This window comes from Nakamurella deserti (assembly GCF_003260015.1).
Taxonomy (GTDB): domain Bacteria; phylum Actinomycetota; class Actinomycetes; order Mycobacteriales; family Nakamurellaceae; genus Nakamurella; species Nakamurella deserti.
The window spans coordinates 2,432,420-2,450,693 of the sequence record NZ_QCXS01000002.1; the positions used below are offsets into that span (position 1 = coordinate 2,432,420).

Genomic DNA, 18,274 nt, shown 5'->3' on the forward strand with positions numbered 1-18,274 from the left:
GCGGGCCGCGGGTCCGGCGTGGCCGTCAGCGTCGGCGGCGCAGCGACAACGGCAGCACGCACCACAGCGCCAGCAGCATCACCGCGGCCACCGACGCCGCGACGATGCCGGGGGTGCGGCCGAACACGACGTCGAAGACCAGCAGCACCACCCCGATCATCGCGACACCGAGGAAGGTGGTGCCGGCGACGGCGAGCCGGTGCGCGGCGCTGACCATGGTGTGCCGGGCGTGCCGGCGGAACAGCAGCCGGTGGATCATCACCGGCGCCACCAGCAGACCGGTGGCCAGCACGGACGCTGCGACGGTGATGATGTAGAGCACCCGGCCGAAGGTGCTCAGTTCGGTGAACCGTTGCTGGAACGGCAGCGTCAGCAGGAAGCCGGTGAGCAGCTGCACACCGGTCTGCACCACGCGCAGCTCCTGCAGCAGGTCGACCCAGTTGCGGTCCAGCCGCTCGGTGGTCGTCTCGTTGCGCGCGTCGCGGTCCCACTCCTCGTCGGGCATCCGGACGCCGCGCGCCGGACCGTCGAGGTCGGCGCTGTGCCGTCCGCTGCCGCCGGTCGGCGCGTCGCTCATGACCCGGTGTCCCCGGACTCGATGAGCCGCCGGAAGGCCTGCAGGTTCTTGACCGACTGTCCGGTCTCGGTCCGCCACGCCCACTCCCGCCGGATCGACGAGGCGAAGCCGCGTTCCAGGATGGGGTTGAAGTCGGCGTCGGATGCGGTGAGCAGCACCCCCAGGGTGGTGTCGATCTCGGCCGCCGTGAGCGTGGTCAACCCGAGCCGGCCGACCAGGTGGATGTCCCCCAGGGCGTCCAGGCAGTAGGCGACCGTGCGCAGCTTGGCGTTGCGCTGCAACAGGTACCGGTAGACGCCTTCGTGGTTCTCGTCGGGCTGGCGGCAGACGAACGACTCCACCAGCAGCTCGTGGTCGCCGATCAGCAGCCAGACCAGCGTCCGGTGGCGGCGCTCACCCGGCAGCGTCAGCAGGAACGCCCCGGGCTCCGGCTCGGTGAACGGCACCTCGGCCTCGGTCAGCGCGGCGGTCACCAGCGCGCGGTGATCGGTCACCGGACCACCGCCCGCAGCTGGTCCTCGGCCCGTTCGTAGCTGCCCAGCAGGCCCTCGGCGGTGGCGTCCCAGGAGAACTTCTCGGCCTGGGCCCGCGCCGCGCCGGCCAGGTGGTCGCGGCGGCCGGGGTCGCGCACCACCCCGGCCAGCGCCGTCGCCCAGTCGTCGGCGTCGTGGCCGTCCACGAGGACCCCGGTCACGCCGTCCTGCACGGCCACCCGCAGGCCACCGACCGCCGCGGCCACCACCGGCGTGCCGCAGGCCTGGGCCTCCAGCGCGACCAACCCGAAGGATTCGTTGTAGCTGGGCACCGCGACCGCATCCGCGGCCCGGAACACCTCGGCCAACTGCTCCCGCGGCTGCGGCGGGAGGAAGGTCACCAGGTCGGCGATGCCCAGGCCGGCCGCCATCCCGGCGAGCCCGTGCGGTCCGACGCGGCCCACTCCCGACAGGCCGCCGACGACGACGATCCGCCACCGCTCGTCCGGATACCGCTGCCGGAGCACCGCGGCCGCCCGCAGCAGCACGTCGGGTCCCTTGAGCGGCTGGATGCGGCCGGCGAACACCACCACCCGCTCGTCGGTGCCGAGCCCCAGCCGGACACGCGCGGCCCGCCGGTCGCCGGGGGCGAAGACGTCGGTGTCGACCCCGGGCGGCACCACGTCGACCCGGGCCGGATCGGCGCCGTAGAGCTGCACCAACTCGTCGCGCTCCACCTCGGTGTTGGCGACCAGCCGGTCGGCCTCGGCCACCACCTGGTCCTCGCCGATCAGCCGACCGGGCGGCTCGGGGCTGTCACCGTCGGCCAGCTGGGCGTTCTTGACCCGGGCCAGCGTGTGCGCGGTGTGCACCAGCGGCACCGCCCAGCGGTCCTTGGCCAGGAAGCCCACCTGCCCCGACAGCCAGTAGTGCGAGTGGATGACGTCGTACCAACCGGGGTCGCGGCGGGCCTCGGCGCGCATCACCCCGGCGGCGAACGAGCACAGCTGACCGGGCAGGTCGTTCTTCTCCAGCCCTTCGAAGGGGCCGGCGACGATGTGCCGCACGGTGACGCCGGGCACCAGCTCGGCGACGGGGGCGTCGGCCGACGAGGTGGCGCGGGTGAAGATCTCCACCTCGACCCCGCGGGCGGCGAGCCGGCGGGCGGTGGCCTCGATGTAGACGTTCATGCCGCCGGCGTCACCGGTGCCGGGTTGGGCCAGGGGTGAGGTGTGCAGAGAGATCGCAGCCAGCCGGCGGATGGTCATCCCTGCACTATGCCCCGGCGCGGCGGAACTCTCGACGCGCTACAGCGCGGACAGGCCCTTCCAGCGGTCGTAGCTGTAGATCCAGTCGTAGATGAAGTCCTGCTCGCTCATGTCCACGCCGGTGCCGGAGACGATCACCGGGTCGCCGATGATCGCCATGTCGTAGAAGTCCTTGGCGTTGGCGGTGCTCATGTTCACGCAGCCGTGGCTGACGTTGGCGATGCCCTGGTACGGGATCGTGCTGTCGTTCTCGTGGATGAACTCGCCGTTGTTGTTGATCCGGACGGCCCAGGTGACCTTGACGCCGCAGTAGTTGAACCGGGCGTTGCACATGTCGTAGTCGGGGTACTTGCGCTGCACCAGGTGGATGCCGCTGCGGGTGGCGCGGTCGTCGTCGCCCTTGCCGTAGGAGACCGGGTAGTCGCGGATCTGCACGCCGTCCTGCTCGACCTTGAGCCGGAAGGAGTTCACGTCGGCGGTGACGACCAGCGACCGGCCGATGGTGAAGTTGCGGGTGACGTCGGTTCCGCCCCACGAGCCGTTGCCGAAGTCCACGCCGTACATGTCGGCCTGCACGGTGACCTTGGTGTTGGCCGGCCAGAACTCCTTGGGCCGCCAGTGCACCTGGGACTGCAGGCCCTTGCCCTGGATGTCCTCGTCCTGCAGCCACCCCCACGACCCGACGATGTCGCCCTTGTCGGTGGTGACCGTGAGCGCCTTCTCTGCGGCGGCCTGATTGGACACCTGACCGTCGAAGACGACGATGATCGGCTGTCCCACGCCGTAGGTACCCGCCTCCTCGACCACCCAGTTCAGGCCCATCGTCGACGACGGGTTCACCGTGGTCAGCGTCCCGTCGATCGGGACCTGGGTGCCGGCGGTGTCGGTGGCGGTGCCGGCGAAGGTGTACACGGTGTTGAACTTCAGCCGGTCCGACAGCGTCCACGTCGCGCCGCCGGAGTCGAGGGCGCCGTTGACCACCGCACCGTCCGAGCCGGTCACGGTGAGCTCGTCGATCGTGGCGTTGAAGGTGGTGATCGTGACCCCGGCGGTCGGGGCCATGTCGGCGGTGCCGAACTTCGGCGAGGCGATGATCCGGGCGTTGGTGACGGGGGTGGTTCCCGCCGCGGGTGCACCGGGGGTCGTCCCCCCGGCCGGCGGGACGGTGACCCCGCCGGAGGACGTCGGCTGGCCCGGGGTCACGGTCTGGGTGATGACGACCGGACCGGTGGACGAACACGCCGCCGTCGCCAGCACGGCCGACATCGCGCCGGCCTGGCCGAGGAACTTCCGGCGGTTGACGGTGCTCTCCCGCAGCCAACGTGACACAGACACTCTGACGACTCCTCTTCCGGTCCCGGCGGCATCCCCCTGGCGGGCCGCACCGGTCGTGGTTCCGTCCTCCACGGTAACGGCAGTCGCGCCGGCAGGGCGGTCGGCGACGGCACGACCGGGGCTACGAAACGACGGCGGAACGGGAACGGAACGGCTACAGCGCGACCCCGACCAGGATCGGCTCGGCGTGCAGCCGCACCGCGAACGCCGCCTGCACCCCGTCCCGGACGTGCCGGGCCAGGGCGAGCAGGTCCTCGGTGCTGCCACCCCGGTTGGTCAGCGCCAACGTGTGCTTGGACGAGATCGCGGCGCCGCCGCGGGGCAGCGCGAACCCCTTGCCGAAGCCCGCCCGCTCGATCAGCCAGGCCGCCGAGAGCTTGGTGGCGGGTCCCGCCGGATAGCGCGGGTAGCGCACGTCGGCGCCGAGCCGGCCGGTGATCGCGGTGTGCGCGGCGGCGAGGGCGTCGTCGTCCAGCAGCGGGTTGGTGAAGAACGACCCGACGCTGCGGGTGTCGGGGTCGGCCGGGTCGAGCACCATCCCCTTGCCTCGACGCAGTGACAGCACCGCCTGCCGGACCTCGGCCGGCGGCGCGGTGTGCCCGGGCGCGACACCGAGGGTGGCGGCGAGCTCGGCGTAGCGGATGGCGTGGTGGCTGCGGGTGAGGCGCATCCGGACCCGCAGCACCACCAGATCGGTCGACCCACGGAGCACGCTGCTGCGGTAGCCCAGGCCCAGGTCGGCGGCGGGCAGCGTCCGGACCGTCCGGGTGGTGCGGTCGTAAACGTCCACGTCGACGAGGATGTCGCTCAGCTCGACGCCGTACGCACCGACGTTCTGGATGGGGGTCGCCCCGGTGGAACCGGGGATGCCGGAGAGCATCTCCAGGCCCGACCAGCCGTCGGCGGTGAACTGCTCGACGACCCGCTCCCAGTTCTCGCCCGCCGCGGCGGTCACCACGAGATCGTCGCCGTCGCGATCGGCGGACACGCCGGTGGTGGCGATCCGCAGCACGGGGTGGTCGACCCCGGCGTCGGCGACCACGAGATTCGAGCCGCCCGCCACCAGCAACACCGGGGCGCCGCGGTCGGCCAGGCCGTCCAGGGCGGAGATGACGGTCGCGTCGGTGTCGCCGACGATCAGTTCGGTGGCGGGGCCGCCGAGACCGAGGGTGGTCAGGTCGGACAACTCCACCGGCGCGGTCACGGCTCCAACCTAGTGGGCGCGCGCGCCGGGGCGGCCGTGACGGCTCACGCAGGACGGCGGGCCGTGCCGCACCGCCCTTTCTCCGGCCCGGGCCCCCGGCAGCGAGGCCCGTGCGCCTGGTGCACCGGCCTACGCCGGCCCGGGGCCGCGGGATGGGCGACGCCCGTGCGCCTGGTGCGCCGGCCTACGCCGGCCCGGGGCCGCGGGAGGGGCGGCGCCCGCGCGTCGGGTCCACCGGCCCACGCCGGCCCGGGGCCGCGGGAGGGGCGGCGCCCGCGCGTGCGATGCACCGCCCTTCGCGGGCCCGAGACCGCAGGCGAAGCGACGCCCGCGCGTCGGTTGCACCGCCCTTCGCCGGCCCGAGGCCGCAGGCGAAGCGACGCCCGCGCGTCGGGTGCACCGGCCTACGCCGGCCCGAGGCCGCCAACAGCGGCGCCCGCCCGCACGTCGGGTGCACCGCCCTACGCCGGCCTGCGCCGGCCCGGGGCCGCTGGCGAGGCGACGCCCGCGCGTCGGTTGCACCGGCCGCGCGGCGGCGGCGAGGATGTCGGGGCTGTCCGCGCTCCCGACCGGAGCACCCGTCCCCACGCCCCGGAGGTTGCCCCGTGCCGACCACGTTCACCGCCACCCAGCGCTACCCCGCCCCGGCCACCGCCGTCTACGCGCTGTTCAGCGACCGCGGCTTCCTCGAGGCACGACTGGCGGCGACCGGCGGCCTGGACCCGCAGGTGATGTCGCTGGACCTCAGCGACGACGGCGGCGTGGTCGTCGTGACCCGGCAGGGCATCCCGGCGTCGAAGCTGCCCTCGGTGGTGGCGTCGTTCATCAACGGCGACCTGTCGACGCAGCGCACCGAGAGCTGGCGTCCCGCGGCCGACGGTTACACCGCCGACCTGAAGGTCACCATCCACGGCGCCCCGGCCTCGATGAAGGGCACCATGACGCTGTCCGACGACCCGACCGGCGGTTCGGTGCTGACGGTGCTGGCCGACGCCACGGTGCCGATCCCGATGTTCGGCGGGAAGGTCGAGAAGGTCGTCGTCGAACAGGTCGGTGAGCTGCTCGACCGCGAGGAGGCGTTCACCCGGGAGCAGCTCGCCGGGTGAGCCCGGCTCCGCCGCCGCCGCGGATCCGCCGGTACGCGGCCGGCCGGGCCCGCACCCTCGGTGCGCCCACCCGCGGCACCACCAACCCGAACCGGTTGCGCCGCAACGACAACTGGATCGTCGCGCACGAACGCGTCGCCGCCGTCCTGGGCGACCCGGACGCGCTGGCGGTCGACCTCGGGTACGGGGCGACGCCGGTGACGACGGTCGAGCTGGCCGACCGGCTGCAGGCGCGGTTCCCGCGCACCCGGATGCTCGGCCTGGAGATCGACCCCGACCGGGTCGCGGCCGGGGTCGCCGTCGCCGACCCGCCGCGGCTGGACTTCGCCCGTGGGGGGTTCGAGCTCGCCGGCCGGCGGCCGCAGCTGGTGCGGGCGATGAACGTGCTGCGCCAGTACGACGAGGCCGCCGCGACCACCGCCTGGACGGAGCTGTGCGGACGGCTCGCGCCCGGTGGGCTGCTGGTCGAGGGAACCTGCGACGAGGTCGGGCGGCTCGGCAGCTGGGTGCTGCTGGACGGCGCCGGGCCGGTCAGCCTCACCCTGTCGTGCTCGGTGCAGCACCTGGACCACCCCCGGTCGATCGCCGAGCGGCTGCCGAAGGCCCTCATCCACCACAACGTCCCGGGCCGGCCGGTGCACGCCCTGCTGGCGGCGCTCGGCGCGGCGTGGGACACCGCCGCGCCGCTCGCCGTGTTCGGCCCGCGGCAGCGCTGGACGGCGGCGGCCGCGGCGCTGGCACCGTCCTGGCCGGTGCTGTCCACCCCGCGCCGGCACCGTTTCGGCGAGCTGACCGTCGCCTGGTCGGCGGTCGCGTCCGGATGAGCGGGGGTCCGTGGTCGACGACCGACGGGGCCCGCGACCGGAGCCCGCGGACGCGTCCGGTGTGGGGCCCGGTCCGGCGGGCGGTGCAGGCCGTGCTCTGGGTGGCCGTCAGCGGCTACGCCGGCTGGTGGGCGGTGCCCGGCACGCTGCTCGCCGTCCTGCTGCTGGACAGCGTCGGCCACGGTGACGAGCCGGGACCGGTGCTGTCGGCGGTGGGCGCAGCCGCCGCGGTCGGCGCGGTCGTGCTGGCGGGGACCGTGGTCAACGCCGGTCTGCGGCGACTGGTGCCGGACCTGTCGCGGCGTCGGTTCGTGTGGGGGTCGGTGCTGTCGTTCGCCGTCCCGCACCTGTACTTCCTCGCGGTGGTGGCCGGACTCCCGCTGCCGTGGCGGACGCCCTTCGGCTGAGGCCGTGGGACGATGTCGGATCGTGTCTGCTCCCGCGCTGCCCGACCGCCGCTACGTGCTCACTCTCGCCTGCCCGGACGGCACCGGCATCATCGCCGGTATCACGAGCTTCCTGGCCGAGATCGGCGGCTGGATCGTCGACGCCGCCTACCACTCCGACGAGGAGAGCGGACGGTTCTTCACCCGCCAGGAGATCCGCGCCGACTCGCTGGACTTCGGTGTCGACGAGCTCCGCGACCGGTTCGCAGCCGTCGCCGACCGGCTCGCCGCCGACCACGTGCAGGTGGTGGACACCGCGGTTCGCAAGCGGATGGTGCTGCTGGTCAGCCGCGAGGGTCACTGCCTGTACGACATCCTCGGCCGCTGGCACTCCGGCGAGCTCGACGTCGACATCCCGCTCGTCATCGGCAACCACGCCGATCTCGAGCCGGTGGCGACGATGTTCGGCATCCCGTTCGTGCACGTCCCGGTGCCGTCCGACGCCGACGGCAAGCAGGCCGCGTTCGCCGAGATCCGCCGGCTGGCCGAGGCGGCCACCCCCGACGCCATCGTGCTGGCCCGGTTCATGCAGGTCGTCCCGGCCGACCTCTGCGCAGCGTGGGACGGGCTGCTGATCAACATCCACCACGGGTTCCTGCCGTCGTTCCGCGGGGCGCGCCCGTACCACCAGGCCTACGCCCGCGGCGTGAAACTCATCGGGGCGACCTGCCACTACGTGACCGCCGAGCTCGACGCCGGCCCGATCATCGAGCAGGACGTCATCCACGTCGACCACACCGACTCCCCCGCGGTGATGATCCGCCGTGGGCGCGACATCGAACGTTCGGTGCTGTTCAACGGGCTGGTGGCGCACCTGCAGGACCGGGTGTTCCGCGACGGGCTGCGGACGGTCGTCTTCCGTTGAGCGTCCGGCGTCGACGCCGGCCGCCCGGCGGTGTGGGCGGCGGTGACCGCCCGCGTCCGCACGCGGCGGCAGTGTGGGCGGCCGTGACCTCCCGCGTCCGGAGCCGACGGCGGTGTGGGCGGCTATGACCTCCCGCGTCCGCACCCGACGGCGGTGTGGGCGGCCGTGACCTTCCGCGTCCGGACCCGGCGGCGGTGTGGGCGGCCGTGAGACGGTCGCAGCCGGGGCCGCAGCTCCCGGCCACGGCGTTCCCGGTGGCGAATCCTCCCCGCAGCGGGCCCTTCCGGCGGCGGGGCCCCTCCCCGCGGCAGGGCCCCTTCCCGGTGCCGTCCCTCCGGTGGCCCCGCTGCCCGCGAGACGGTCGGACCCGGGGCCGCAGTTTCCGGCCACGGGATTCCCGGTGGCGAACCCTCCCCCGCAGCCTTCCCGCGGCGGGGCACCTTCCTCCAGCGGAGGCCCTTCCCGCAGTGGAGGTGTCTTCTCCCCTGCGGGCCCCTGCCCGCAGTGGGCCCTTCCCGCGGCAGGGCCCCCTTCCCGGCGCTGTCGAGCCGGGTCGGGTGGTGCGGTCGACGGGCGGTGTGCGCCGGGGATCGACGGCGGCCCGACCGGCTGCGATGATCGGCCGCAGCCGCCCGTCACGGGCCCGCGGGTCCACCGGCCGGCTGGGCGGTCACGCCACACCGCGGCGTTCCGGCCGCCGCCGGCCACGGGAGTGGACATGGCTGCAGACGACGAGGGTCGCCCCGAGAACGCTGTCGGGGTCGCCCCCTCCGGACACAACCGGCTGATCGGCCAGCCCCACGACGCCGCGGCGGAGGGGCCGATCGCCGAGGCGGAGGCCGCCGCCGCGCGGATGCTGTCGGGTGAGCACCCGCTGGGCCTGCCCGGGCGGCCGGTGGACCGGCGCTCGCCGTTCATGGTGGCCGTGGTGGGCACGGTGGGTGTCGTCCTCACCTATGGGGTGTTGCAGCTGATCGGGGCCGCGGCGCAGGTGCTGGTGCTGCTGGCCTTCGCGCTGTTCCTGGCGGTCGGACTGGAGCCCGCCGTCTCCTGGCTGGTCAACCACCGCTGGCGTCGGGGGGCGGCCGTGACGGCGGTGCTGCTGACGGTGTTCGGAGTGGTCGCCGGGTTCCTCGCGCTGGCGGTGCCGCCGCTGATCGCCCAGATCGGCAACCTGGTCTCCAACATCCCCGACCTGATCCGGCGGATCCAGGACAACAGTGACGTCATCGGCCGGCTGAGCCAACAGGTCGACCTGCAGCAGAACGTGCAGCGGCTGCTGTCGGAGGCCGGGCCCGCGCTGGCCGGTGGCGTCCTCGGCGTGGGGATCAAGATCCTCAGCGGCATCGGCAGTCTCGTCGTGGTGCTGGCGTTCACCGCCTACCTGCTCAGCGACATGCCACGGCTTCGCCGCACCTTCTACCGGATGTTCCCGGCCGGCCGCCGGCCACGGGCGATCCTCATCGGTGACCAGATCTTCGTCAAGGTCGGCGCGTACGTCCTCGGCAACCTGGCCATCTCCGCCGTGGCGGGTCTGGTGACGTTCGTCTGGCTGCTGATCTTCGACGTTCCCTACCCGTTGCTGCTGGCCGCGTTCGTGGCCCTGACCGATCTGATCCCGGTGGTGGGGGCGACGCTCGGCGGGATCGGCGTCGCCCTGGTGTCCCTGACCGTGTCGTGGCCGGTGGGCCTGGCCACGCTGGGTTTCTACGTCGTCTACCAGTCCATCGAGGGGTACGTGCTGATCCCGCCGATCATCGGCCGGGCGGTCCGGGTGCCGGCCGTGCTGACCGCCGCGGCGGTGCTAATCGGCGGGGCGATGCTGGGCCTGTTCGGCGCGCTGGTGGCGGTGCCGGTGGCGGCCGGGGTGGTGCTCGTGGTGCAACAGGTGGTCTATCCGGCTCTGGACCGACGGTGACGCGTTCGGGCGACGCGGGCGCCGGGCCACCCTCCCCGCCACGGAATGGGCGATGATTGATGGGAATGGGTCCGACCACCACCGGCGTTGGTCAGAGAGAGCCGTTCCGTTCACCCCCTCGACCCGAAGGATCTGCACACCGTGTCCATCGAGCCCGGCGACCTGTACGAACTCCATCTGGAGGACGACCGGGTCGCGCTCATCGCCGAACCGGTGCTGGTGCACGCCCTGGAGGGCTTCGTCGACGCCGGTTCCGCGGTCCGGCTGGCTGTGGAGAACATCCTGGCCACCCGCGAGCACTTCACGCTGGCGACGTTCGACGCCGACCTGCTGATCGACTACCGGGCCCGCCGCCCCGTGCTGACCTTCGAGCAGGACCGCTTCACCGCGGTCGACCCGCCCGAGATCAAGCTGTTCCAGGTGATGGACGCCGACGGCACGCCGTTCCTGCTGCTCGTCGGCCTGGAGCCGGACGTGTACTGGGAGCGGTTCATCGAGGCCGTGGGGCAGATCGCCGACCGGTTCGGCGTCCGGATGACCATCGGGCTGAACGCGATCCCGCTCGGGGTGCCGCACACCCGGCCGACCGGGATGACCGCGCACGCCACCCGCGACGGCCTGGTCAGCGAACGGCCGTTCTGGGCCGGCTCGATGCAGGTCCCCGGCTACATCGGTGGGCTGCTGGAGCTGCGGTTCGGCGAGAAGGGCCGCGACGCGGTCGGTTTCAGCGCGCACGTGCCGCACTACCTGGCGCGTTCGGAGTTCCCGGACGCGTCGCTGGAGCTGATGGACGCGCTGACCAAGACGACCGGCCTGACGCTGCCGACCACCGAGCTGACCGAGACCGCGGCGTCGGTGCGCAACGACATCGACGCGCAGGTCGCCGGGTCCGAGGAGGTCGCCGGGGTGGTGCACGCGCTGGAGGAGCAGTACGACAGCTTCATCGCCGCCCGCGGCCGTGGGCTGCTCGCCGAGGACGCCCCGCTGCCCACCGCCGACGAGCTGGGGGCGGAGTTCGAGGCGTTCCTGCGCCGCAACTCCTGACGGCGGCGCGCACGGCGCTGTGGCGTCTGCCGGGTGCGCTGTGACGCGGCCTGGGGGCCCTGTCGCGCTGTGACCCGGGTGCCGTGTCCTGCCGTGGCCCGGTTTTCGCGCCGTAGTCAGGTCAATCAGTCACGACAGGTGAATCAGTCGCGACGAGAGATCTGCCCACTGAACTCGGCCGTGCCCACCCTGCAGGGTGGGCAGACCCGCATTCTTGCGGCAGATCGGCTTCCTACGCCTGACGTCGCCCCGGCCGGGTCCGCACGGTTTCATCCCCGCTCAGCTGCCTGCCCCGTCGCGGCTCTCGCCCACGTGCTCAACGAATCCGACGAGGCCCACCCTGCAGCGTGGGCAGACCCGCATTCGTGCGGCAGATCCGCACAGGTCGGTAACTTCAGCCCGATGCCGCCCCCGCCGGGTCCGCGCCCGCACGATGCTTCGCCCACTCACCTGCCTGCCCCGTCTCGGCTCTCGCCCACGTGCCCAACGAATCCGGCGAGGCCCACCCTGCAGGATGGGCAGACCCACATTCGTGCGGCAGATCCGCAAAGGCCGGCACCTTAGCCCGATGCCGCCCCCGCCGGCTCCGAGCCCGCACGATGCATCGCCCACTCATGCTTGCCCCGTCTCGGCTCTCGCCCATGTGCCCAACGAATCCGGCGAGGCCCACCCTGCAGGGTGGGCAGACCCACCTTCATGGTCGTCTCGGCGTGCCCCGCCTGACGCTGCCCCCGCCGGGTCCGCGTCCGCACGATGCCCGCCTCACGGGCCTGCGCCTCTTCGCTCTCGCCCATACCCCCAACGAATGCGGCGGTGCCCACCCTGCAGGGTCGGCAGACCCACATTCGTGCGGCAGATCCGCACAGGTCGGCGCCTCAGCCTGACGCCGCCCCCGCCGGGTCCGCGTCCGCACGATGCCCGCCTCACGGGCCTGCGCCCCTTGGCTATCGCCCATACGCCCAACGCATGCGGCGGTGCCACCCTGCAGGATCGGCTGACCCACATTCGTGCGGCAGATCCGCACAGATGTGGACCTCCGTCCCGACGCCGCGCCGCCGGATCCGCACGATGTCGGCTCCGCTCACCTGCCAGCCGCCGGCCCGCTGCTCGTCTCGACTCTCGCCCGTGTGTGCCCAACGAACCCGGCGAGGCCCACCCTGCAGGGTGGGCAGACCCGCATTCGTGCAACAGATCCGCACAGGTCGGCACCTTCAGCCCGACGCCGCCCGTCGTCCGGAGCGTTCGACAGCCGCGCGGATGCGGGAGTAGAGCCGGTCGGGTTCGGTGAGGTCCGCCCAGCCCCAACGGATCATGTCGAATCCGAGGTCGCGCAGTCCGTCCTCACGACGCTTCTCGCGTACGACGGCGTCGCCTGCCGTTTCACCGGGCCGCAGCAGTCGGCCGTACTTCACCGCTCCGTCGAACTCGCCGAGCAGCCGGCTCCACCGGAAGTCCGGCCGACCGGCCACGCTGCCGTCCGGCCGGTACACCGCCGCCTGCAGGTCCGGCGCGGGCACTCCGGCGAGGTGCATCCCCACCCTGCTCCGGGATTCCCCGACACTCTCGCTGCGCCCGTCCGCGAACGTGACGGCCACGCGGGCGGCGGGACGCCCGGTGCGTCCACGCCCCCGCTCGACCTGGACCAACAGGTCCGCGGGCGAGGTCGACCCGGCGTGCAGCGCGGCGTCGGCCACCACGACCGCCGCCTCGAACCGGATCGAACACGCCAGGTCGAAGACCGTGCGCGCCGGTGTGGTGACTGCGATTCCCTCGATCAGACACTGCTCGTCGGGGGCGACAGGCGCGGTGTGGACGTGCACCAGACGCGAACGACGACCGGCATTACGACGTCGGGTGGTCAGGTGCACCACGTCCAGCGGCGTGCCCCACACCGGCAGTCCATGGAGCACCGCCGCGGACTGGTGGCTGACCACGGCGTCGACGCTGTGTGCCGCGACGGCCGCCCGGACCGCGACCGCGTGCCGTTGCTCGGCGGACAGGGCACCGTGCGCGGCGGAGGCCAGGTAGACGTTGCGCCGGACCCGTGTCAGCACCCGGCCGGCCACGAGCCTGCGGAGGTCGTCGTCGGTCATGCCGCGACGCGCGGCATCGGCCCGGGACAGCGTGCTGGACAGGGGAAGGCCGGTGGCGTCCATGCCGCCAGCGTCGCAGGAGCCCGGTTGCCCATGAGCCCTCCGTCCACACGGGAGGCACAACCCAGCTCAAGTCCCGCCGATCTGCCCACCGAATCCGGTGGTGCCCACCCTGCAGGCTCGGCAGACCCACATCCGTGCGGCAGATCCACGCCGCTGACACGTCACGCCATGGCCCGGCAACGCCCAAGCCCCGGACGGCACTCCGTCCACACCGAGGGCACAACCGAGCTCAAATCCCGCCGGTCTGCCCACCAGATCCGGCGGTGCCCACCCTGCAGGCTCGGCACACCCACATCCGTGCGGCAGATCCACGCCGCTGACACGTCACGACGGGCTGACCCGGCAACGCCCAGGCGCCGGACGCCACTCCGTCCCAGCTCAGGTCCGCCGATCTGCCCACCGAATCCGGCGGTGCCCACCCTGCAGGCTCGGCAGACCCACATCCGTGCGGCAGATCCACGCGCCGCCACCTCCGGACCGGACGCGTCGCGCGCCCTCGTCCCGTCCCGTTCTGGGGCGCCGCGCGTCAGGCTCCGACGTAGTAGCCGGCGACGTCCACGATGAGCTGGACCCGTCCGACGTTGTGACTCAGCACCGTGATCGACCGGTCCGCCCCCAGCGGCACGATGGCCAGGTTCGCCACCGACCGGCCCACCGCGACGTTGACGTTGGACGTCGACGGCTCGCGGGTCCCGGTCGCCCACGCGACCACCGACCCGGGAGCGGTGGCCTCGGTCGTGGTGAGGTTGACGACCACGGCGGTGGCGTTCGCCGGCAGCCCGGTCGGCTGCACCCGGAACGACCCGTCGGAGGCCACCGGACCGGGCGCGCCCAGGTTGATGCGGGTGTCGACCAGCCGCGCCGTCGGCACCGACACGAACCGGCCGTCGTAGAGCGGCACCCCGGCCTCGCGCGGCGCGTTGTTGGCGTAGAACTCGCCCGCGATGTCGACGACGAGGTCGATGGGGCCGGTGCTCCGGTTGTACAGCGTCACCGTCCGGCCGTTCTGGATGGGCAGGTAGGCGAGGTTGGCCACGGTGTCGCCGGTCGTGTAGTTGACCACCGACGTGCGGTCCTGCGCGTCGGCGGTGACGTGCCCCGGAGCCCTCGCGTCCACCACCGTGACGTTGGCCAGCGCGGTGCCGAGGTTGGCGTCGGCGATGCCGGCGACCGCCACCGTCACCGACCCGTTGGCCGGCACGCTGCCGCTCCGCCGGGTGTCGAGCACCCGGCCGAACGACGCCGTCGTGCGGGGCGCCATCATGCCCGGGCTGACCTCCGACGTCCCGAAGCTGTAGTAGCCCAGCACGTCCACCACCACCTGCGTGGCACCGACGCTGCGGTTGACGACGGCGAGCCGCATGTCGCGCAGATCCGTCCACGCGGTCGCCAGGTTGGCCACCGTGCGGCCGGCGACGAAGTTCACCGCGGACGACTTCGACGGGCCCGCGTTCGGACCGGCCCACGGGGCCAGTTCGATGTTGCCCGGGGCGCTCGGGTCCACCACGGTGACGTTGACGACGTAGGCGTTGGCCAGGAACAGGTCCGGTGCGACCACCCTCGGGTCGATCACCGCCGCCTCGTTGGACGCCAACGGTCCGGTGTGACCGAGGTTGATCCGGGTGTCGACGATGCGGGTCGGGGCGGTGAGGTGGAACTCGCCGATGTCCTGGGAGGCCGCGAACGCCTGCACCGGCGACCACCCGCCCACCAGTGAGGTCGTGAGGATGGCCAGAACGGTGGCGATGGCGCCGAGTCGTCGCACGGTGGGGTTCCTCCTTCGGGCGCCCTCCGGACCGACGACCCACCCGGGTCGGCGACCCGGCGGTGGGCGCGCACACGACGGGCGCTGGGCCGCCCGTTCCTGACGGCGATCCTCCCATCGATCGGGGTCCGCGGTCCGGGGAACGGACGACCCGCCCGCAGCCGATCACCACCGCACCGATCGGCGACCACACCATCCCCGGTCCCGGGAACGGACGACCCGCCCCCGACCGATCCGCCACCGCACCGGTCCGCACCCACACCGGACGACCCCCGGTCAGGAGAACGGACGACCCGCCCCCGGCCGATCCGCTACCGCACCGATCGGCGACCACACCACCCCCCCGGCCCCGGGAACGGACGACCCGCCCCCGACCGATCCGCGACCACACCGGACGACCCCCGGCCAGGAGAACGGACGTCCCACCCCCCGGCCGTTCCGCTACCGCACCGATCGGCGACCACACCACCTCCAGGGTCCCGGGAACGGGCGTCTCACCCCCGACCGATCCGCTGCCGCACCCTCCGGCGACCACCCCGGACCCCCGGCTCCGGCACCGCGCGCGCCCGGCGGCGCCGACCCGCCACGACCGGGTCGTAGGGTGACGGTCGTGGCCCGAGACAAGTTCCCCCGCATGCAGGCGCAGGACGAGGCCGCGCGCATCATGCTGCCCGAGCGCGTCCGCGGGCCGGTCCGCGCGATCCTGGTCCGCATCCTCATCGCGGCGGCGTGCCTGTTCGTCACCGCGACCGTGGTGTACTCCGAGCGGGCCGGGTACCGCGACCTCGACGACCAGCTCGACTCGTGGCTGGACGCGCTCTACTACGCCACCGTCACGCTCTCCACCACCGGCTACGGCGACATCACGCCCGTGTCGGAGTCCGCCCGTCTGACCAACATCCTGCTCGTCACCCCGCTCCGGTTCCTCTTCCTCATCGTGCTCATCGGCACGACGATCGAGGTCCTCACCGAACGCAGCCGACAGCAGTTCCGCTACGCGCTCTGGAGGAGACGGGTGAAGAAGCACACCGTCGTCATCGGCTACGGCATGAAGGGCCGCTCGGCAGTGGCGGCCCTCAAGGACCAGGGGCACGACCCCGCCAAGATCGTCGTCGTCGACACCAACGGCACCAACATCAAGGCGGCCACCTCCGACGGCTGCGCCGGCATCCTCGGCGACGCCCGCCGGGAGGAGGTGTTGCGCCGGGCCGAGGTCCAGCACGCGCACAAGGTCATCGTCGCCACCGACCGTGACGACGTCTCCGTGCTGGTGACGTTGACCGCGCGCCGGCTGGCCCCGGACGCGACCATCGCCGCCGCGGCCCGGGAGGAGCAGAACATCCCGGTCCTGCGGCAGTCCGGCGCCGACGTGGTCATCCCGACCGCGGAGTCCGCGGGCCGGTTGCTCGGGCTGTCGATCCAGGCGCCGGGCGCTGGCGAGCTCATCGAGGACCTGCTGGAACCGGTCGCCGGTCTGCAGATCAAGGAGCGCGAGATCACCCCCGCCGAGGTCGGGCTGTCGCCGGCCCGGCTCACCGCGCAGGGCGAGATCGTGCTCACCGTGATCCGCAACGGCATGTCGCACCGTTTCGACTCCGGCGGGGTCCGCGTCTTCCAGCCCGGCGACCAGATCGTGGTGATCACGTCCAGCGAGACGCCCCACACGTCGATGAACCGGGTCCGCGCGGCACCGGACGCCCGGCATCCCCGGGTGGGCCCCGACAAGCGCCGCGGGGCCGACTCGGAGTGGGTCGACTGAGCGGCGGCCCGCGGTCAGCGCAGGACGGAGACCCCGGCCCGGGCGGCCCGGAGCTGGTGGATGCCCTCCAGGGCCATCAGCAGGCCGACGGCGGCCACGAACAGATTCGCCACCAGGTCCACGACGTCGGTGGGATCGAGCAACGAGTACACCGCCGTGATGACGAGGACGGCGGCGACGGCGAGGCGCGTCGCGGGCGAGATGCGGAAGGACGGGGAGACGGTCATGATGGTGACTATAAGTAGCCACGCGACTACCGAGGAGCGTTTCCGGGAAATGAGGAGCACGTCATGAGCACCACCGGCGCGCCGCGCACACTCATCCTGTTGCGCCACGGAAAGGCCGACTATCCCGGCGGCACCAGGGACGTGGACCGGCCGTTGGCCGACCGCGGTGAGATCGACGCGGCCGCCGCGGGGCGCTGGTTGCGGGAACACCAACCGCCCGTCGACGCGGTGCTGTGCTCGTCGTCCCTGCGGACCCGGCAGACGCTCGCGGCCACCGGCATCACGGCGGACGTCCGGTACGCGGACGAGATCTACGAGGCGTCTCCCGGCGAGGTACTGGCCGAGATCCAGCGCACCGGCGACGGCGTCCGGACCCTGCTGGTCGTCGGTCACTCCCCCGGGATGCCCGGTCTCGCGCACCGGCTCACCGGACGGACCACCGACCCGGCGGCGGCCGAGCAGGTGGCCGCCCACTTCCCGACGTCCGGGATGGCGGTCCTCACCGTCGACGCCTGGAGCACCCTGGGGCCGGGCGACGCGACGCTGGTCGCGTTCCACGTCGCCCGCGGAGCCGGCCGGGACTGAGCCCGGCCGGCCGGATGGTCAGTGCGGGTAGTTCTTCGCGACCCGTCGTCCGTGCTGGGCCATGTGGTAGGCCAGCACCTCGAGCAGCTTGCGGGCGCCGGCACTGTCCCGGGTGACCACGTAGTCAAGCACCAGACCGTCCAGGGTGGCCAGCATCAGCCGGGCCAGCTGCCGGACCGGCAGCTCCCAGGTGATGCTGTGGATCCGCTCGACCTCGTTGAGCCAGTTCTCGGCGAAGGCGAGGAAGTCGTCGTACAGCGAGCGGCTCTCCTCGCCCGGGTTCTGCGTCCGCAGGCCGGCGAGGGTGACGTACTTGGTGGCGCGGTGGTCGTCGACGCGCTTCTCGACCACGTCCCAGAAGGCGTACAGCGCCAGCTTCATCGACTCGGTCAGCGAGCGTCGGCGCAGCATCGTCGCGTCGATCTTCTCGGTGTGGGTCGACACCAGCGACCCGGCGACGTCGAGGAAGACCGCGTCCACCGAGGCGTAGTACTCCGCGAACTCACCGTCCCGGAGACCGGCGGCGGCGCTGATGTTGGGGATCGTGGCGTGCGACATCCCGCCCTCATTGAGGAGGTCCACCGCGGCGCGTCGGATGCTGTCGCTGGTGTCGGAGATGGCACGGGAACCCGGTTGGGTGTTGGTGTCCGGGAGGGGGCTGAGAGCCTGTTCCACCGTGTACTGCCCTTCGCGTCGCACGCGTTCAGTGCGACAGATTCCGC

The 18,274-nt window shown here is 72.8% G+C and carries 17 protein-coding genes; 8 read left to right on the forward strand and 9 right to left on the reverse strand.

What is annotated here, in order from left to right; all coding sequences use genetic code 11:
- Positions 1-25 precede the first annotated feature (25 nt).
- The 5 genes from DB033_RS11085 to DB033_RS11105 form a co-directional block, all read right to left on the reverse strand.
- The gene (locus DB033_RS11085) at positions 26-577 is read right to left on the reverse strand and encodes a DUF6328 family protein (RefSeq protein WP_240615836.1); all 552 of its coding nucleotides are present in this window, start codon (positions 575-577) and stop codon (positions 26-28) included.
- A complete protein-coding gene (locus tag DB033_RS11090) occupies positions 574-1,071 on the reverse strand; it encodes a type III secretion system chaperone family protein (RefSeq protein ID WP_111766719.1) in 498 nt (165 codons plus the stop codon). The genes DB033_RS11085 and DB033_RS11090 overlap by 4 nt, the downstream gene beginning before the upstream one ends.
- Positions 1,068-2,318, reverse strand: a complete 1,251-nt coding sequence (gene mshA, locus DB033_RS11095; RefSeq protein ID WP_111766720.1) for a D-inositol-3-phosphate glycosyltransferase — start codon at positions 2,316-2,318, stop codon at positions 1,068-1,070. The genes DB033_RS11090 and mshA overlap by 4 nt, the downstream gene beginning before the upstream one ends.
- 39 nt (positions 2,319-2,357) lie before the next feature.
- Complete coding sequence (locus tag DB033_RS11100; RefSeq protein ID WP_157970635.1) at positions 2,358-3,653, reverse strand: L,D-transpeptidase; 1,296 nt, start codon at positions 3,651-3,653, stop codon at positions 2,358-2,360.
- Positions 3,654-3,807: 154 nt separating this feature from the next.
- Positions 3,808-4,857 (reverse strand): UDP-N-acetylmuramate dehydrogenase, encoded by a 1,050-nt coding sequence (locus DB033_RS11105; protein WP_111766722.1) that lies wholly within the window; start codon positions 4,855-4,857, stop codon positions 3,808-3,810.
- A gap of 605 nt (positions 4,858-5,462) precedes the next feature.
- Here DB033_RS11105 and DB033_RS20690 point away from each other — a divergent pair.
- From DB033_RS20690 to DB033_RS11135, 6 genes are all read left to right on the forward strand, one after another.
- Positions 5,463-5,963 (forward strand): DUF2505 domain-containing protein, encoded by a 501-nt coding sequence (locus DB033_RS20690; RefSeq protein WP_157970636.1) that lies wholly within the window; start codon positions 5,463-5,465, stop codon positions 5,961-5,963.
- A complete protein-coding gene (locus tag DB033_RS11115) occupies positions 5,960-6,787 on the forward strand; it encodes a hypothetical protein (protein ID WP_240615837.1) in 828 nt (275 codons plus the stop codon). The genes DB033_RS20690 and DB033_RS11115 overlap by 4 nt, the downstream gene beginning before the upstream one ends.
- 59 nt (positions 6,788-6,846) lie before the next feature.
- On the forward strand, positions 6,847-7,194 hold the full coding sequence (locus DB033_RS11120) for a hypothetical protein (protein ID WP_157970637.1): 348 nt from the start codon (positions 6,847-6,849) through the stop codon (positions 7,192-7,194).
- Positions 7,195-7,216: 22 nt separating this feature from the next.
- Complete coding sequence (gene purU, locus DB033_RS11125) at positions 7,217-8,098, forward strand: formyltetrahydrofolate deformylase (protein ID WP_111766725.1); 882 nt, start codon at positions 7,217-7,219, stop codon at positions 8,096-8,098.
- A gap of 718 nt (positions 8,099-8,816) precedes the next feature.
- Positions 8,817-10,016 (forward strand): AI-2E family transporter, encoded by a 1,200-nt coding sequence (locus DB033_RS11130; protein WP_111766726.1) that lies wholly within the window; start codon positions 8,817-8,819, stop codon positions 10,014-10,016.
- Between the two features lie 141 nt (positions 10,017-10,157).
- Positions 10,158-11,060 carry a PAC2 family protein gene (locus tag DB033_RS11135; RefSeq protein ID WP_111766727.1) on the forward strand — a complete coding sequence of 301 codons (903 nt, stop codon included), beginning with the start codon at positions 10,158-10,160 and terminating at the stop codon, positions 11,058-11,060.
- 1,211 nt (positions 11,061-12,271) lie between these two features.
- Here the strand turns inward: DB033_RS11135 and DB033_RS11140 are convergent.
- Both DB033_RS11140 and DB033_RS11145 read right to left on the reverse strand, forming a co-directional pair.
- A complete protein-coding gene (locus DB033_RS11140) occupies positions 12,272-13,216 on the reverse strand; it encodes a hypothetical protein (RefSeq protein WP_157970638.1) in 945 nt (314 codons plus the stop codon).
- 526 nt (positions 13,217-13,742) lie between these two features.
- Positions 13,743-14,981, reverse strand: coding sequence for a hypothetical protein (locus DB033_RS11145; protein ID WP_111766729.1), 1,239 nt, complete (start codon positions 14,979-14,981; stop codon positions 13,743-13,745).
- Positions 14,982-15,591: 610 nt separating this feature from the next.
- On the opposite strand from DB033_RS11145, the gene DB033_RS11150 reads away from it, so the two are divergent.
- Positions 15,592-16,740, forward strand: a complete 1,149-nt coding sequence (locus tag DB033_RS11150; protein WP_240615838.1) for a potassium channel family protein — start codon at positions 15,592-15,594, stop codon at positions 16,738-16,740.
- Positions 16,741-16,754: 14 nt separating this feature from the next.
- Here DB033_RS11150 and DB033_RS11155 read toward each other — a convergent pair whose 3' ends face one another.
- A complete protein-coding gene (locus DB033_RS11155) occupies positions 16,755-16,967 on the reverse strand; it encodes a hypothetical protein (protein WP_111766730.1) in 213 nt (70 codons plus the stop codon).
- Between the two features lie 63 nt (positions 16,968-17,030).
- On the opposite strand from DB033_RS11155, the gene DB033_RS11160 reads away from it, so the two are divergent.
- Complete coding sequence (locus DB033_RS11160; protein WP_111766731.1) at positions 17,031-17,552, forward strand: SixA phosphatase family protein; 522 nt, start codon at positions 17,031-17,033, stop codon at positions 17,550-17,552.
- Between the two features lie 18 nt (positions 17,553-17,570).
- On the opposite strand, the gene DB033_RS11165 is transcribed toward DB033_RS11160, so the two are convergent.
- Positions 17,571-18,110 (reverse strand): hypothetical protein, encoded by a 540-nt coding sequence (locus tag DB033_RS11165; RefSeq protein WP_157970639.1) that lies wholly within the window; start codon positions 18,108-18,110, stop codon positions 17,571-17,573.
- Positions 18,111-18,274: the final 164 nt, after the last annotated feature.

Coding starts and splice junctions, on each gene's coding strand:
- DB033_RS11085 (WP_240615836.1), bottom strand. CDS start 577: ATGAGCGACGCGCCGACCGGCGGCAGCGGACGGCACAGCGCCGACCTC.
- mshA (WP_111766720.1), bottom strand. CDS start 2,318: ATGACCATCCGCCGGCTGGCTGCGATCTCTCTGCACACCTCACCCCTG.
- DB033_RS11130 (WP_111766726.1), top strand. CDS start 8,817: ATGGCTGCAGACGACGAGGGTCGCCCCGAGAACGCTGTCGGGGTCGCC.
- DB033_RS11140 (WP_157970638.1), bottom strand. CDS start 13,216: ATGGACGCCACCGGCCTTCCCCTGTCCAGCACGCTGTCCCGGGCCGAT.
- DB033_RS11155 (WP_111766730.1), bottom strand. CDS start 16,967: ATGACCGTCTCCCCGTCCTTCCGCATCTCGCCCGCGACGCGCCTCGCC.
- DB033_RS11160 (WP_111766731.1), top strand. CDS start 17,031: ATGAGCACCACCGGCGCGCCGCGCACACTCATCCTGTTGCGCCACGGA.
- DB033_RS11165 (WP_157970639.1), bottom strand. CDS start 18,110: ATGTCGCACGCCACGATCCCCAACATCAGCGCCGCCGCCGGTCTCCGG.